The organism is Marinobacter santoriniensis NKSG1, from assembly GCF_000347775.1.
In the GTDB taxonomy this organism is placed as follows: Bacteria; Pseudomonadota; Gammaproteobacteria; order Pseudomonadales; family Oleiphilaceae; genus Marinobacter; species Marinobacter santoriniensis.
Map to the genome: position 1 here is coordinate 131,150 of NZ_APAT01000015.1, position 15,388 is coordinate 146,537.

Sequence of the window (15,388 nt, forward strand, 5' to 3'; positions counted from 1 at the left end):
GGGATATATCGACCAGAACCGGGGAAACAGAACAACATGTCGGGTAAGAAACTAGAAGATCTGAATGTGGCCAGCACGGAGACGCTCATTACACCGGAAGCGCTGAAATCGGAAATGCCACTTTCAGACCAGGCAGCCGAGACAGTTGCCAGCAGTCGTCAGGCAATTTACGACATCATGGACGGTAAAGACCACCGTCTGTTCGTTGTGGTTGGCCCTTGCTCCATCCACGATGTCGACGCAGCACGGGATTACGCCAAACGCCTGAAGGCACTGGCCGATGAGGTCAGCGACACCCTGCTGATCGTGATGCGGGTGTATTTTGAAAAACCCCGCACCACCGTGGGCTGGAAGGGCCTGATCAACGATCCTCACCTGAACGATACCTTCGACATCGAGCAGGGCCTGCACATCGGCCGTCGACTGCTGCTGGACATCAATGAAATGGGGCTTCCGGCTGCCACCGAGGCACTGGATCCGATCTCCCCGCAGTACCTCCAGGACACGATCGCCTGGTCCGCCATCGGTGCCCGTACCACCGAATCACAGACCCACCGGGAAATGAGCAGTGGCCTGTCCATGGCCATCGGGTTCAAAAATGGGACCGACGGCAGTCTTGACGTTGCCGTTAACGCCATGAAATCCGTGTCGCATCCGCACAGTTTTCTGGGCATTGACCAGAAAGGCCAGGTAGCGATTATCCGCACCAAGGGCAACAACTACGGCCACGCGGTATTGCGCGGCGGTGGCGGGAAGCCGAATTACGATTCCGTCAGTGTTGCCCTGTGCGAACAGGCACTGGAAAAGGCGGGGCTGAGAAAGTCCATCATGGTCGACTGCAGTCACGCCAATTCAAACAAGGATCCGGGAATCCAGCCGTTGGTCATGCAGGATATCACCCATCAGATTCTTGAGGGCAATCAGTCGATACAGGGTCTGATGGTAGAGAGCAACATCAACTGGGGCAACCAGTCGATTCCGGAAAAGCTCGAAGACCTGAAATACGGTGTTTCGATTACCGACGCCTGCATTGACTGGCCGACCACGGAGAAAGCCATTCGGGAAATGCGGGACAAACTCAAGGACGTGCTGCCAAAGCGGACCGCCTGAGTTGGCCTGATCAAGCAAAAAAAGGGAAACCGGCAGGTTCCCCTTTTTCGTGATGTTCAGGTGGCCGGTTGTGGCGCACCGCCGGGCAGGCCACCGACCCAGTCGAGTTTTGCACGCAGATTCACCACCTCACCAATGACAATCAGTGTTGGCGGCCGGATATGCTCTGCATCCACCCGGGCAACAATGGTGTCCAGCGTGGCGGTAACCACATGCTGCTCCGGCGTTGTGCCTTTTGAAATCAGAGCGACGGGCATGTCCGGAGACATCCCGTGCCTGACCAACTGTCTGGCGATGACCGGGAGGCCAACCAGCCCCATATAGAACACCAGCGTCTGGTTGTTCTGGACGAAATCGGTCCATGGCAGATCGCAGGTGTCATTTTTCAGATGACCGGTAATAAACCGGACCGACTGCGCATAGTCACGGTGCGTCAGAGGAATGCCGGCGTAAGCGGCACACCCGGAGGCAGCGGTGATGCCCGGTACCACCTGGAACCTCACGCCCGCCGCCGCGAGGGTTTCGATTTCTTCACCGCCCCGGCCGAAAATAAAAGGATCCCCGCCCTTCAGACGCACAACCTTTTTGCCCTGTCGGGCCAGGTCCACCAGCCTCTGGTTGATCTGCTCCTGCGGCAACGTATGGTTGGAACGCTGTTTACCCACGTGGACCTTTTCGGCGGTATCCGGGATAAGCGCCAGAATCGCGGGTGAGACCAGCCGGTCATAGAGCACCACTTCCGCGGACGTGATCAGACGCCATGCCTTGAGCGTCAGTAACTCCGGATCGCCCGGGCCGGCACCGACAAGCGCCACCTCACCCTCCGAGTTATTCGGATTCCGGGTAACCGGATTGGTCCTGTTGCGAACCGGTCCTGGCCGGGCTGCAACGCCCGGCCCGGAAACTGACGCGGGACGCTCCGTCATTGGATCGTTTCAAGCCCGCCCATATAGGGCTTCAGTGCTTCGGGAACCACGATGCTGCCGTCGGCCTGCTGATAGTTTTCCATGACAGCAATGAGCGCCCTTCCGACCGCTAGCCCGGAGCCATTAAGGGTGTGAACCGGTTCCGGCTTCCCGGTTTCCGGATTCCGCCACCGGGCCTGCATGCGACGCGCCTGAAAATCACGGGTATTGGAGCAGGAGGAGATTTCCCGGTATTTGTTCTGGCCCGGCAACCAGACTTCCAGATCGTAGGTTTTTGCCGCAGAGAAACCCATGTCACCACCGCAGAGAGTGACCACCCGGTATGGAAGCTCCAGTCGCTGCAATACCTTCTCCGCGTGACCGGTGAGTGTCTCGAGTGCGGCATCGGAATCTTCCGGGCGCACCACGTGCACCAGTTCGACCTTGTCGAACTGGTGCTGCCGGATCATACCGCGGGTATCGCGCCCGTAGGAACCGGCCTCGCTGCGGAAACACGGCGTGTGGCAGACCATTCTCAGTGGCAGTTCTTCAGCACTGAGTATGCTGTCGGACACCAGGTTGGTGGCGGGCACCTCGGCCGTGGGAATCAGGTACAGCGGATGCTCCCCTTCGGTCTTGAACAGATCTTCCTCGAATTTGGGCAACTGCCCCGTGCCATAGAGAGTTTCTGCATTCACCAGGTAGGGAACGTAAGCCTCCAGGTAACCATGCTCCTCGGTATGCAGATCGAGCATGAACTGGGCCAGTGCCCGATGCAGCCTGGCGATACCACCGCGCATCACCGCAAACCGGGAATGGGCCAGTCGGGTAGCCGTTTCAAAATCCAGGCCGTTCAGCGCCTCACCCAGCGAGACATGATCCCTGGGCTCGAAATCGAAGGCACGGGGCTCGCCCCAAGTCCGGATCTCGACGTTGTCGTCCTCGCTTTCGCCGGCGGGTACGTCTTCATCCGGCAGGTTCGGAATACCGGACAGAAACCCGTTCAGCTCCTCTTGCAGGTCACGGAGGGATTCTTCGGCTTCCGACCGCTGCGCCTTCAGGCTTTCGACTTCCTCCAGGAGGGGCTGGATGTCTTCGCCGGCAGCTTTGGCCTTACCGATGGATTTGGACCGTTTGTTCTGCTCGCTCTGTAACGTTTCGGTGCGCACCTGAAGCGCACGCCGGCGCTCTTCCAGTTGCTCGAAGGCGGCAACGTCGAATTCGAAATTCTTGATGGCCAGCCGGCGGGCAATCTCTTCGGTCTGGTTACGGACGCGTTTGGGATCGAGCATGGTAGTCCTGGTTTTTCCGGTTTTCGAAGTGGGTTGAATGACTCGCCATTATACCCGCACAAACGGCGCTGGCCACCGTCGACCCTCATGAATACCGTTTGTTAGGACTCTGGGCATTCAGGGCTTCCAGGCGCTGGCGTTTTTCGGCGAGTTTGATTTCCAGACCACGCTGAACCGGCTGGTAATAGCGGCGTTCGTGGATGGCTTCCGGCAGATAGGATTCGCCCGCCGCGAAGGCGTCCGGCTCGTCATGGGCATAGCGGTAGGATGCGCCATGCCCCATGGATGCCAGCAGTTTGGTCGGTGCGTTTCTCAGGTGAACCGGAACCTCGAGGTCCGGATCCTGCCGGATATCTGCCATGCACTGGTTGAACGCCTTGTAGACCGCATTGCTTTTCGGCGCCATCGCCAGGTAGGTCACCGCCTGGGCCAGTGCCAGTTCGCCCTCGGGCGAACCCAGCCGCTCCTGACAATCCCAGGCGTCCATGGCAATTCTGAGGGCCCTGGGATCGGCGTTACCAATGTCTTCACTGGCAATCCGAACCAGTCGCCGGGCGACGTAAAGCGGGTCGCAGCCACCGTCCAGCATCCGGCACAGCCAATACAGGGAGCCATCAGGATCGGATCCGCGCACCGATTTGTGGAGCGCAGAAATCTGGTCATAAAACACGTCTCCGCCCTTGTCAAAGCGGCGCAGGCTGGTTTGCATCACCTGTTCAAGCACAGCTTCCGTTACCGTATCCCGGCCTTCGGCATCGGGTTCGGCAAGATCGGCGGCCACTTCCAGGATGTTCAACGCGCGGCGGGCATCGCCGCCGGAGGCCGCGGCCATAAGCTCAAGAACCCGGTCCGGCACGGAGAGTCGTCCCGCAAATCCCTGACCGGACTCAAGGGCGCGCTGCAGCAGGCCACGAACCTCGGCCGCCTCCAGGTTTTTCAGCACGTAGACACGGGTCCGGGACAGCAAGGCGCTGTTGAGCTCAAAAGACGGGTTTTCCGTGGTGGCCCCGACGAAGATAAACGTCCCATCTTCGATGTGTGGGAGGAAGGCATCCTGCTGGCTTTTGTTAAAGCGGTGGACCTCATCGACGAACAGCAGGGTGTCCCGGCCTTCCGACTGTTTGCGATTTCGCGCCCGCTCCACCACGGCACGAATGTCCTTGACGCCACTGAGCACGGCCGACACGGTTTCAAATGCCAGGTCACCGACATTCGCCAGCAGGCGGGCAAAGGTCGTCTTTCCCACACCCGGGGGGCCCCAAAGAATCATCGAATGGAGCTGCCCCTGTTCGACCGCTCGGCGGAGGGGCTTCCCCGGCCCCACCAGGTGGGTCTGCCCGACGTAATCATCCAGGGTTTCGGGGCGCATCCTGGCTGCCAGGGGCTGGAAGCCTGTCTCCTGGCTGAAGAGATTCTCCTGCATCAGCTCCCTTCCCGGATGACATCCACGCCATCCGGATAATCCAACGTGAAAGCTCCGGCATCAATGGTGTCATTCAAACGGATATGGTCGAAGCTCAGGATGCTCAGTTGCGAGAGCGAGTCGCGCATCCGCATTTCCTGCAGTTCTCCCTTGAAGAAGCTCAGGCGCAGCGATGTAAACAGTGAATCCGGGCTACGGGGTTCCAGGGTGAACTCCCGGGTATGCTCCCCGAGCCTGCGTTCGCTTACCTGGTAGGTTTCGTCCAGGTTATCCACCTGCCCACTCAGCAACAGTGCCGGTGTGGACTGGACCCGTCCGTCGAGTTTCTGGATGGTCACCTGCTCAAGGTCGGGGTCGTAGACCTGGACCGTCTTGCCGTCGCTGACGATGTATTGGGAGAGTGGTTTGCTGGTTTCCCAATAAAACAGACCGGGTCTTTTGGCCTTCAGCTTGCCGTTCGTTTCCTGGACCTGGTTGCCCTTTTCATTCACAACCACCTGAATGAAATCCGCCTGGTAGGACTCATAGCCTCCCAGAATGTCAGCCAACTCGCTGGCCGCCTTCGGTCCATTTACCTCGACCGCAGTGGAGTCACCGTCGGCAAAAGCGGGAACACTAAGCATCAGGCCCGCTATCAGGACCAATACACACTTCATCGGGGAACACGTCATTCAGTTCCGCTCCTAGTCTCTTGGCGGTGGTGGTGCCAGCACTTCCCGGGCCCCGTTATGGCCCGCCGCACTCACCACACCGGACGCTTCCATGGCTTCCACCAGGTTCGCAGCTCGGTTGTAGCCAATCTTGAATTTACGCTGGACCGATGAGATCGACACCCGCCGGCCCTCGGTCACAAAGGCGACTGCCTCGTCGTAAAGGGAATCCCCTTCGCTGTCGCCCCCACCCTCGCTGAGGCTGGGAACCCCGGGCAGCTTTTCGCCCTCCGCACCGGTCAGCACGTCATCGACGTATTCGGGCTCGCCCCGTTCCTTCCACGCGCTGACCACGCGATGCACCTCATCGTCATCCACAAATGCACCGTGCACCCGAACGGGCAGACCGGAGCCCGGCGGCAGATACAACATGTCCCCATGCCCCAGCAACTGCTCCGCACCGCCCTGATCCAGCACTGTCCGGGAGTCAATTTTCGAGGACACCTGGAAGGAAATCCGGGTCGGTATATTGGCCTTGATCAAACCGGTAATGACATCCACGGACGGGCGCTGGGTCGCCAGTATCAGGTGAATACCTGCGGCCCGTGCTTTCTGGGCAATCCGGGCGATCAGCTCTTCGACCTTCTTACCGACGATCATCATCATGTCGGCAAACTCGTCGATCACCACAACAATAAAGGGCAAGGTTTCCAGTTCGGGGTGGTGCTGTGCTTCGTTATCGAGATACTCATCCGGCTGCCACAGGGGATCCAGGATCGGCTCTCCTGCGGCCCGGGCATCTTTGACCTTCCGGTTGAAGCCGGCAAGGTTACGAACGCCGAGCTTCGCCATCAGCTTGTAGCGTCGCTCCATCTCGGCCACACACCAACGGAGCGCGTTAGCGGCCTCCTTCATGTCGGTAACGACCGGCGCCAGCAGATGGGGTATGCCATCGTAGATGCTCAGCTCGAGCATCTTGGGATCGACCATGATGAAGCGCACTTCTTCTGGCGATGCCTTGAGCAGCATACTCAACAGCATCGCATTCACCCCGACGGACTTACCGGAGCCTGTCGTACCGGCTACCAGCAGGTGTGGCATCTTTGACAGGTTGGCCACCATAGGGTTACCGCCGATGTCGTTGCCCAGCGCCAGGGTCAGCGGCGAAGAACTCTCCGTGAAGACCCGCGCGCCGAGCACCTCGGACAGACGTACCATCTCCCGTTCTTCATTCGGTATCTCGATGCCCACCACGGACTTGCCGGGAATCACCTCGACCACGCGAACGCTGAGCACTGCCAGGGACCGGGCCAGATCCTTGGCAAGGTTGGAGATCTTGCTGACCTTCACACCGGGCGCCGGCTTGATTTCAAACCGGGTAATCACCGGCCCCGGATTGACTTCAACCACCTCCACGGAGACGCCAAAGTCGCCCAGTTTTTCCTCAAGCAGCCGGGACATGTGCTCGAGGGACTCCTCGGAATAGCCACGCTCCTTATGCTCCTCTGGCGGATCCAGTAACGAAATCGGGGGAATCGGGCTTTCAATGTCCGCGAGCAGGGAACCCTGCTTTTCGCCTTTGCCAGCGTCCCGTTTCGTTGGCTCATCCTTCTTGAAAGGCGAGATCTTGAAGGACCGCGCGGGCACTTCATCCGGAGCTTTTTGCGGCTTGGGCGTCGGTTTGGCAGCCGGCTTCCGATCGACCATGGTGTCGTCGATGCCGTCGCTGGCCGTAAAGTGCTCCAGCCGCTCCGGTTCGGACGCCGGCCGCGCCGACATACCCTCCACAGCGGGCTCGAGTCGGGCAGTATCCGGCCTCTCGGGTGCATTTTTCCGCCGTTTCAACCCGGGAATTCTGCGCCACCACCGATCGGTTTTGTTACGGGCCTTCTTTGCGGCCTTGGCCTCAACCCGATCGTTCACAATGGGCGGCGGCTCCTTCCTCGCTTTCTTTTCAGTCCGGTCTTCCGGTTCAGCGGCATTGCCGGTCTTGTCGACCTTTGCCGGAGACCAGAGGCCTTTGAGGAATTCGCCCACGCGCAGCGTCAGTCCGCCGACCTGATCCATCAGCCAGAACCAGGACAACCCTGTGGTCACGGTCAGCGCGAACAGGAAGATCGCGATCAAAAGGAGCGTCGTTGCCGGGAGATTGAAGAAACGCACCATGGCGTCGGAAACGGCCGCGCCCAGCACACCGCCGGATGAAACCGTCAGGCCGAAAACGGAATACAGCGATAGCAGGCTGGTGGCAGACAGCAGAATCAGGAGAAATCCGCCAAACCGCACCAGAAACAGCGGCCAGTGCAGATCCAGGGAATCGTTGCGGCGCCGGATCAACATGACCGCATATCCGGCCACCATCATCGGGAACAGGTAAGCGACTGAACCGAAGAAATCCATCAGCAGGCTCGCAAGCCAGGCGCCTGTCCGGCCCGCATAGTTGCGGACCGTGGTATCGTGACCAATACTCGCCCAGCCCGGATCGCCCGGCGTGAAGGTCACGAGCGCCATCGCCAGATAGATGGTCAGGGCGATCAGCGCAATCACCGCGCCCTCACGGGCACCCTGCCCCACAAGGCGGCGAAAACGTTGCTGTTTCTCGGTGAGATCCCGGGGTGTCTTCTTCGCGTTCGCAGTTTCGGCCATGAATGCTCTAACGTGTCCGTTGCTTTAAGCGCGAAGGGCGGCAAAGCCCCGGTCGAGATCCGTCTTCAGGTCTTCGACCGCTTCAATGCCTACCGATAACCGGATCAGGTTTTCGGTGATGCCTGCGCGCTCCTTGTCCTCGGGCGATAAACGACCATGCGTCGTCGTAGCCGGATGGGTCACCGTGGTCTTCACGTCGCCCAGATTGGCAGTGATCGATATCATGCGAGTGCCGTCAATGAAACGCCACGCTTCTTCCCGACCGCCTTTCAGGCAGAACGAGAGCACACCGCCAAACCCGCTTTGCTGGGCCCTGGCCAGCTCGTGCTGCGGGTGACTTTCCAGACCTGCATAATACACGGTTTCCACCGCATCCTTCTGATCCAGCCACAGCGCCAACTCTAACGCATTGTCACAATGGGCACGCATACGAATCGGTAACGTTTCCAACCCCTTCTGGAATACCCAGGCATTGAAAGGACTCATGGTCGGACCTGCCGATCGAAGGAAGGCATACACTTCCTCCAACAGCTTGTGCGGACCGACCACCGCGCCACCTACGCAGCGGCCCTGCCCATCAAGGTACTTGGTTGCCGAATGAACGACAATGTCAGCGCCCAGCTCCAGCGGGCGTTGAAGAACGGGCGTGCAAAAACAGTTGTCCACGACCAGGAAGGCATCGCTGGCTTTGGCCAGACGGGATAGCGCGCCCAGGTCCGCCACTTCGCAGAGCGGGTTGGACGGTGTCTCCAGGAACAACATACGGGTTTCGGGGCGAATGGCGGCTGACCACTCATCCAGATCCGTCAGGCCCACAAACGTGGTCTCGACCCCGAACCGCGCCATGTATTTCTGGAACAGGACGTTGGTTGTGCCGAAAACACCGCGGGAACAGACCACGTGGTCGCCGCTCTTAAGCAGTGCGATACAGGTGCTCAGGATCGCGGCCATCCCAGACGCCGTCGCGACGGCGCGTTCACCGCCTTCCATCGCCGCAATCCGGCCCTCAAACGCCTGTACCGTCGGGTTGGTGAACCGGGAATAGATGTTCCCCGGCTCATCCCCGCCGAACCTCGCTGCCGCCTGCGCTGCACTTCCATAGACGAAACTGGATGTCGGGAAGATCGCATCACTGTGTTCAAGCTGGTCCGTCCGGATCTGCCCTGCCCTGACGGCCAGCGTGTCCACGGACATACCTTCCAGATCCGATTCGGGAATCTGGACGGTTTCTTCTCTGCGATAGGTCATGGGTTTCTCCTGACGGACAGCTTGGGCAAACAGTCAGTCTTCATCATTATGCAGATCTATGATTCCATTATCCGACGACGACATCCCGGGCTGGGTTCGCTTTTCATCCTTGCGGAGGTCTTCCAGCTTGTTCAGATACGCCTGATCCACATCGCCGGTGACGTAGTTTCCGGTGAACACCGAACACTCCCACCCCTCGATGGATTCATTGACGTCGTTAACGCATGCGATGAGATCGTCGAGGTCCTGATACAGCAGCCAGTCTGCGCCGATCAGGTCCCGGATTTCCTCGACGGTCCGGTCGTGGGCAATGAGCTCGTGCACCGATGGCATGTCGATACCATAAACGTTCGGGTAGCGCACAGGCGGTGCTGCCGAGGCGAAATAGACGTTCCGCGCCCCTGCGTCCCGGGCCATCTGCACAATTTCCTTACAGGTGGTGCCACGCACGATGGAATCGTCCACCAGCATGACATTCTTACCCCGGAACTCGAGGTCGATCGGGTTCAGTTTCTGGCGCACGGACTTCTTGCGCATCTTCTGGCCGGGCATGATAAACGTACGGCCAATGTACCGGTTCTTTATGAAGCCTTCCCGGAATTTAACCCCGAGCCGATGAGCCATCTGCATCGCTGAAGTCCGGCTGGTGTCCGGAATCGGGATAACCACGTCGATATCGTGCTCCGGACGTTCCCGCAACACCTTGTCCGCCAGCGTCTCACCCATGCGCAGACGCGCCTTGTAAACAGACACCTTGTCGATGATCGAATCCGGACGGGCAAAGTAGACGTGCTCGAAGATACACGGGTACAGATGGGCTTCGTCCGCACACTGCTGGGTGTACAACGTGCCGTCGGTCTCGATGTACACGGCCTCACCCGGGGCGATATCGCGCACGAGCCTGAAACCGGCAGCACTGAGTGCAACACTCTCGGAGGCAATCATATACTCTTCGCTGCCATCCTCGTTTTTGCGCACCCCGAAACAGGCCGGACGGATGCCGTTGGGATCACGGAAACCGACGATCCCATAGCCGGTAATCATCGCGATCGCGGCATAGGCGCCCCGACAGCGCTTATGAACGGCCTTGACGGCATAGAAGATTTCATCCTTGGTGGGCACCAGTTTGCCAAGCTTCTGTAGCTCGTGGGCAAACACATTGAGCAGTACCTCGGAATCCGAATTGGTGTTGATATGACGCAGATCCGTCCGGAACAGGTCGCGGGCCAGGTCATCCGCGTTGGTCAGATTGCCGTTGTGGGCAAGCGTGATTCCGTAAGGGCTGTTCACGTAGAACGGCTGGGCTTCTGCCGAGCTTGAGGTGCCCGCGGTTGGATAGCGGATGTGGCCGATCCCGACATTCCCCACCAGCCGGCGCATGTGCCGGGTATGAAACACATCGCGAACCAGTCCGTTGTCCTTGCGCAGATAGAAACGATCATCCTGAAAGGTAACAATGCCCGCTGCGTCCTGGCCTCGGTGCTGAAGTACAGTCAGTGCATCATAGAGCGACTGATTGACGTTGGATGTACTGACGATGCCGACAATGCCACACATGGATAGGATGTTCTCCGAGTGTTGATACTTGAAATGTTAGCCAGACGCGGAAGCGGCTTCCACGCTCCCGTCGGCCGAACCGGAATCCGACGTTCCGGACTGCCCCGCAGGCTTCTTAGCGGGCCCCAGGAAACGCGCAAATTCATCACCGAACGTGCGCCGGGACCAGTCTTCAACGACTGCGAGATGATTGATCATGATGGACTCCCGCCACCAGGTATCCTGGGACAACGGGGTGTATCGGGTAAAGGCAATGGCAACAATAACCACCACCACCCCACGCAACAGGCCAAACCCCATTCCGAGCACACGGTCGGTCGCAGACAGTCCTGTCGCCCGAACGAGATGCCCGATCATGTTGTTGATGATGGCCCCGACAATGAGCGTGCCGAAAAACAGGATGGCAAACGCCGCCACAAGGCGGACCAACGGTGTTTCCACCGTACTTTCCAGTAGCGATTGCATCTGGGGGTGAAACGTCCGGGCGAGAATAAAGGCGGCAACCCAGGTCACCAGAGACAACGCCTCCTTGACGAACCCCCGCTTGAGACTGATCAGCGTGGAGACCGCAATGAGGACGATGATGACCCAGTCAATCCAGATCAGCGCTTCCATGAAACTTCCGGTGGCGTAACGAAAGCGCGAATTCTATCAGGAATCCGGGCGGCGCCAAACCGCCTGTTTCCAAGAAACGCCAACAAGGCGTTATTTGTCACCCTCGGTGACCAGACTCTTCAGACCAAAGGCCTGATCCAGCTTCTGCTTGGCCGCCTCAGCCTCGGACTTGCTGGCAAAGGGACCGCTGAAGACCCGCACGAGCGTCACGTCACCCCGCTCCACTTCCTGAAGGTGAGAATTATACCCTTTTTCCCGCACATTATCGCGCAGACGGCGGGCATTATCCGGATTTCCGAAACTGCCCAGCTGAACCACCCACGCTCCCTTGAGGGAGCCGCTGTATTCGACACTGTCAGGCGCCTGGGCGGTGGCGTCGGCTGGCGACTCGGCGGAAGCAGACGGGGCTGCTGAACTTTCGGCTGACGGCTCATTGGCGTCGGCGGCAGGTGCAGACGCATCCTGCTTCTCTACGAGACGGTAGTCAGGCGCCGACGATTCGTTACCTGACCCCTCGTTACCCGACGACTCGGACCCGGTAGCCGTCGCCGACCCGGTGGTATTGCCTTCTTCGTACACCGGTGCGGGCGGGATATCCTCTGCAGGGGTGTCCACTTCCGGGAACGGAGGCTCTTCCGGAATCTGAATCGACGTGGTGGTGCGCTCGGAATGAGGCTCATCAAAAATCATCGGCACGAAAATAACGGCCAAAGACACCAGTACCAGTGCACCGATGATCCTCTGTTTCAATCCGTCCACGCTGTCACTCCCGTTGTCACCTGTCCAGCCTACAAAGCGTTACTGCCGATGGTAAACGGCCCATTCCCAGAACTCAAAGCGGAACCGGCGCTATGGACAAAGTTTAAGATGCACCCTTTTTCAGGGCCGTCCGAGCCTGCCCCACGGTATAGAACGATCCGGTCGCTACAATCAGATCCGATTCGGCAGCGGCCTGTTCCGCCTGCGCCAGGGCATCCTCCACTGACTGGCAACGATGTACGGGTGCCAGACCGACCGCTTCCAGGCGTTGAGCGAGCGCTTCGACGCCGAGACCGCGGGGTACATCCAGCGGGGCGATATACCACTCATCGACGTCGGACTCCAGGGCCCGGACAACACCCTCAACGTCCTTATCGCCGAGGGCGGCAAACACGGCAAAGATCTTGCCACCGGGCTCCCTGAGCCGATCCAGCTGACTCGCCAGCCAGCTGGCGGCGTGGGGATTATGGCCCACGTCCACAATCACGCGGGGGCTGCTGCTGATGGTTTCAAAACGCCCAGGAAGGGATAATCCAGCCAGTGTGTGTTCCACCACGGAGACCGGCAGCGCCGGCTCGAGGGTCCGAACCGCAACAACTGCAGCGGCCATGCTTTTCACCGGCAACGGCCCTGCCGGCATCCGGATGGTCTCGCCCTGAAAGACCAGCTCCACCTCACCGACTCCACTCGACGGGCTATGTCGGATGGTGTAGTCCTCACCCAGCCTGGTGAGAGTGACTCGCTGGGCGTGCACCTGCTGCAGCACCGATCTCGGCGGAGTATCGTCTGCGAAGACCGCACGGATCCCGGGACGGAGAATGCCGGCTTTCTCGAACCCGATCACTTCCCGGTCGTCTCCCAGGAAAGCAACGTGATCGATGTCTATGGACGTAATGATTGCAAAATCGGCATCGAGCACATTGACGGCGTCCAACCGACCCCCAAGCCCCACCTCCAGGACCCAGTCTTCAACGCCCGCCTCGGCGAATGCCACGAACGAGGCCAGCGTCCCGAATTCGAAATAGGTAAGAGAGACGTTTCTCCGGGCCTGTTCGACCGCATTGAATGCCCGAATAAGCGCATCATCGGCGATATCGACACCCGCAATCCGGACCCGTTCGTTGTATCGATGCAGATGCGGAGATGTGTAGGCTCCGGTTCGCCGGCCGGCCTGCATCAGGAGTGCCTCAAGGGCGGCGACGGTACTTCCCTTGCCGTTGGTCCCGGCAACCGTAATGATCCGGGCATTGGGTTTACGGGGAAACAGCCTGCGAAATACCAGCAGAACGCGGTCAAGGCCCAGTTCGATTTCGGCGGGGTGAATGGACTCTAGGTAGGCAAGCCATTGTTCAAGGGTGGCAGTCTCCCCCGGCGGAACCGGGGGAGTCCGGACAGAATTACTGCTCGGGGGCATCGTCTTCCGGCTTTTCCGTTATTTCGAATTCAATGGGCTCTTCCGTTCCAGGCTTGTCCTGGCCCGTAAACTTGGCAAGCACGTGGGCGATCCGCTCCCGCATCTGGTGTCGGTGGACGATCATATCCACTGCACCGTGCTCAAGCAGGAATTCGCTGCGCTGGAAGCCTTCCGGAAGTTTCTCACGGACCGTCTGTTCAATCACGCGGGGACCGGCAAACCCGATCAGCGCATTGGGTTCGGCAATGTTGAGATCGCCGAGCATGGCCAGGCTCGCCGAGACACCGCCGAACACTGGGTCGGTCATCACGGAGATATAGGGAATGCCTTCCTGCTTCATTCGCTCAAGCACCGCAGCTGTCTTGGACATCTGCATCAGAGACAGGATGGCTTCCTGCATACGCGCACCGCCACTGGCGGAAAAACAGACGAGGGGGATACGATCTCTCAGCGCTACATTGGCCGCCTGCACGAATTTCTCCCCGACAACCTGGCCCATGGACCCACCGAGGAAATTGAATTCAAACGAGCACGCCACGAGGGGCACATTGAGCGTCGTACCCTTCATGGCAATCAGAGCGTCTTTCTCGCCCGTGGATTTCTGGGCCTGGGAAAGACGGTCCTTGTAGCGTTTGGTGTCCTTGAATTTCAGCCGATCCCAGGGCTCAAGATCGGCCGCAATTTCTTCCCGGCCGTCTTCGTCCAGGAAAATGTCCAGACGGCGACGGGCACTCAACCTCATGTGATGATTGCATTTCGGGCAAACATCCAGGTTTTTCTCAAGTTCCGGCTTATAGAGAAATGCGCCGCATTTGGGGCATTTTTTCCAGAGACCCTCGGGAACACCGGTTCTCTGCTTGGATTCCGAGCGAATCTTGCTCGGCATGATCTTGTCCAGCCAGTTACTCATGATTCAATCCTGTCCGTTGAGGCCTGCCTGCCCGGAATTTACTGCTCAGGAAGCCAGGCTATCCAGTGCTTCGCGCATTGGGTGGAGCAGATCGGTCAAAGCTCGCTTGAGTTCGGCCGTATCTGCCTGATTTCTGGCTATTGTATCGACCAAAACACTACCAACAATTACACCATCGGATACCCGACCGACCGCAGCCGCCGTCTCCGCATCCCGGATGCCGAATCCGACACCCACCGGAAGGGCCGTCATTTCGTGGATATGGGCCACTTTTGATGCCACTTCGTCCACATTAATTCTGGCAGCACCGGTCACGCCCTTGAATGAAACATAGTATACATAACCGGAAGAGTGCTCGCTGATTGCCCGAATCCGGTCATCGGTGGTGGTCGGTGCCAGCAGGAAGATGGCGTCGAGTTTGCGCTGGGTAAACAGCGGCGCCACGTCGTCGGCTTCCTCAGGCGGAAGATCCACCGTCAGGATGCCGTCAACGCCGGCATCCACGGCGGCGTCTGCAAACGCTTCATAACCCATGGCTTCCATGGGATTCAGGTAGCCCATTAACACGACCGGGGTTTTTGCATCGGTTTCCCGGAAGGTCTTGACCATGGCAAGCACCTGGCGGAGCGAGGTCCCATGTTTCAGAGCGCGCTCACACGCCAGTTGAATCACCGGGCCATCTGCCATCGGGTCGGAGAATGGCACGCCCAACTCGATGATGTCGGCGCCTGCTTCTACCAGCGTGTGCATCAGGTCTACCGTGACATCCGGATGCGGATCACCTGCGGTAATGTAAGGAATCAGCGCCTTGCGCCCCTGTCCCTTGAGGGTTTTCAGTACCCCTTCAATTCGGCTCATG

Annotated in this window: 12 protein-coding genes and 1 pseudogene; 1 reads left to right on the top strand and 12 read right to left on the bottom strand. The window is 59.1% G+C overall.

Annotated features, from left to right (window positions below; all coding sequences use genetic code 11):
• The first annotated feature begins 36 nt into the window (after nt 1–36).
• Nucleotides 37–1,110: a 3-deoxy-7-phosphoheptulonate synthase gene (locus MSNKSG1_RS06405; protein ID WP_008938436.1), complete on the top strand. Its 1,074-nt coding sequence runs from the start codon at nt 37–39 to the stop codon at nt 1,108–1,110.
• Between the two features lie 56 nt (nt 1,111–1,166).
• On the opposite strand, the pseudogene cobA reads toward MSNKSG1_RS06405, so the two are convergent.
• The 12 genes and pseudogenes from cobA to trpA form a co-directional block, all read right to left on the bottom strand.
• Nucleotides 1,167–1,931 (bottom strand): annotated as a pseudogene (gene cobA / locus MSNKSG1_RS06410) (uroporphyrinogen-III C-methyltransferase); the annotation flags it as partial.
• 101 nt (nt 1,932–2,032) lie between these two features.
• On the bottom strand, nt 2,033–3,307 hold the full coding sequence (gene serS, locus MSNKSG1_RS06415) for a serine--tRNA ligase (protein WP_008938438.1): 1,275 nt from the start codon (nt 3,305–3,307) through the stop codon (nt 2,033–2,035).
• A gap of 85 nt (nt 3,308–3,392) precedes the next feature.
• Complete coding sequence (locus MSNKSG1_RS06420; RefSeq protein WP_008938439.1) at nt 3,393–4,730, bottom strand: replication-associated recombination protein A; 1,338 nt, start codon at nt 4,728–4,730, stop codon at nt 3,393–3,395.
• Nucleotides 4,730–5,401, bottom strand: a complete 672-nt coding sequence (gene lolA / locus MSNKSG1_RS06425) for an outer membrane lipoprotein chaperone LolA (protein ID WP_227497971.1) — start codon at nt 5,399–5,401, stop codon at nt 4,730–4,732. Before lolA ends, MSNKSG1_RS06420 begins: the two co-directional genes overlap by 1 nt.
• Nucleotides 5,402–5,413: 12 nt before the next feature.
• Entirely contained in the window at nt 5,414–8,026 is a 2,613-nt protein-coding gene (locus MSNKSG1_RS19600) for a DNA translocase FtsK (RefSeq protein ID WP_008938441.1), read from the bottom strand.
• A gap of 24 nt (nt 8,027–8,050) precedes the next feature.
• Nucleotides 8,051–9,274, bottom strand: a complete 1,224-nt coding sequence (locus tag MSNKSG1_RS06435) for an O-succinylhomoserine sulfhydrylase (RefSeq protein WP_008938442.1) — start codon at nt 9,272–9,274, stop codon at nt 8,051–8,053.
• Nucleotides 9,275–9,307: 33 nt separating this feature from the next.
• A complete protein-coding gene (purF, locus tag MSNKSG1_RS06440) occupies nt 9,308–10,831 on the bottom strand; it encodes an amidophosphoribosyltransferase (RefSeq protein ID WP_008938443.1) in 1,524 nt (507 codons plus the stop codon).
• 36 nt (nt 10,832–10,867) lie between these two features.
• On the bottom strand, nt 10,868–11,446 hold the full coding sequence (locus MSNKSG1_RS06445; RefSeq protein ID WP_008938444.1) for a CvpA family protein: 579 nt from the start codon (nt 11,444–11,446) through the stop codon (nt 10,868–10,870).
• Nucleotides 11,447–11,536: 90 nt separating this feature from the next.
• Complete coding sequence (locus MSNKSG1_RS06450; protein ID WP_008938445.1) at nt 11,537–12,205, bottom strand: SPOR domain-containing protein; 669 nt, start codon at nt 12,203–12,205, stop codon at nt 11,537–11,539.
• 103 nt (nt 12,206–12,308) lie between these two features.
• Nucleotides 12,309–13,619, bottom strand: coding sequence for a bifunctional tetrahydrofolate synthase/dihydrofolate synthase (gene folC / locus MSNKSG1_RS06455; RefSeq protein ID WP_008938446.1), 1,311 nt, complete (start codon nt 13,617–13,619; stop codon nt 12,309–12,311).
• The gene (gene accD / locus MSNKSG1_RS06460) at nt 13,603–14,529 is read right to left on the bottom strand and encodes an acetyl-CoA carboxylase, carboxyltransferase subunit beta (protein ID WP_008938447.1); all 927 of its coding nucleotides are present in this window, start codon (nt 14,527–14,529) and stop codon (nt 13,603–13,605) included. The genes folC and accD overlap by 17 nt, the downstream gene beginning before the upstream one ends.
• Nucleotides 14,530–14,574: 45 nt before the next feature.
• On the bottom strand, nt 14,575–15,387 hold the full coding sequence (trpA, locus tag MSNKSG1_RS06465) for a tryptophan synthase subunit alpha (RefSeq protein WP_008938448.1): 813 nt from the start codon (nt 15,385–15,387) through the stop codon (nt 14,575–14,577).
• Nucleotide 15,388: the final 1 nt, after the last annotated feature.

Coding starts and splice junctions, on each gene's coding strand:
- MSNKSG1_RS06405 (WP_008938436.1), top strand. CDS start 37: ATGTCGGGTAAGAAACTAGAAGATCTGAATGTGGCCAGCACGGAGACG.
- serS (WP_008938438.1), bottom strand. CDS start 3,307: ATGCTCGATCCCAAACGCGTCCGTAACCAGACCGAAGAGATTGCCCGC.
- MSNKSG1_RS06420 (WP_008938439.1), bottom strand. CDS start 4,730: ATGCAGGAGAATCTCTTCAGCCAGGAGACAGGCTTCCAGCCCCTGGCA.
- lolA (WP_227497971.1), bottom strand. CDS start 5,401: ATGACGTGTTCCCCGATGAAGTGTGTATTGGTCCTGATAGCGGGCCTG.
- MSNKSG1_RS19600 (WP_008938441.1), bottom strand. CDS start 8,026: ATGGCCGAAACTGCGAACGCGAAGAAGACACCCCGGGATCTCACCGAG.
- MSNKSG1_RS06435 (WP_008938442.1), bottom strand. CDS start 9,274: ATGACCTATCGCAGAGAAGAAACCGTCCAGATTCCCGAATCGGATCTG.
- purF (WP_008938443.1), bottom strand. CDS start 10,831: ATGTGTGGCATTGTCGGCATCGTCAGTACATCCAACGTCAATCAGTCG.
- MSNKSG1_RS06445 (WP_008938444.1), bottom strand. CDS start 11,446: ATGGAAGCGCTGATCTGGATTGACTGGGTCATCATCGTCCTCATTGCG.
- folC (WP_008938446.1), bottom strand. CDS start 13,619: ATGCCCCCGAGCAGTAATTCTGTCCGGACTCCCCCGGTTCCGCCGGGG.
- accD (WP_008938447.1), bottom strand. CDS start 14,529: ATGAGTAACTGGCTGGACAAGATCATGCCGAGCAAGATTCGCTCGGAA.
- trpA (WP_008938448.1), bottom strand. CDS start 15,387: ATGAGCCGAATTGAAGGGGTACTGAAAACCCTCAAGGGACAGGGGCGC.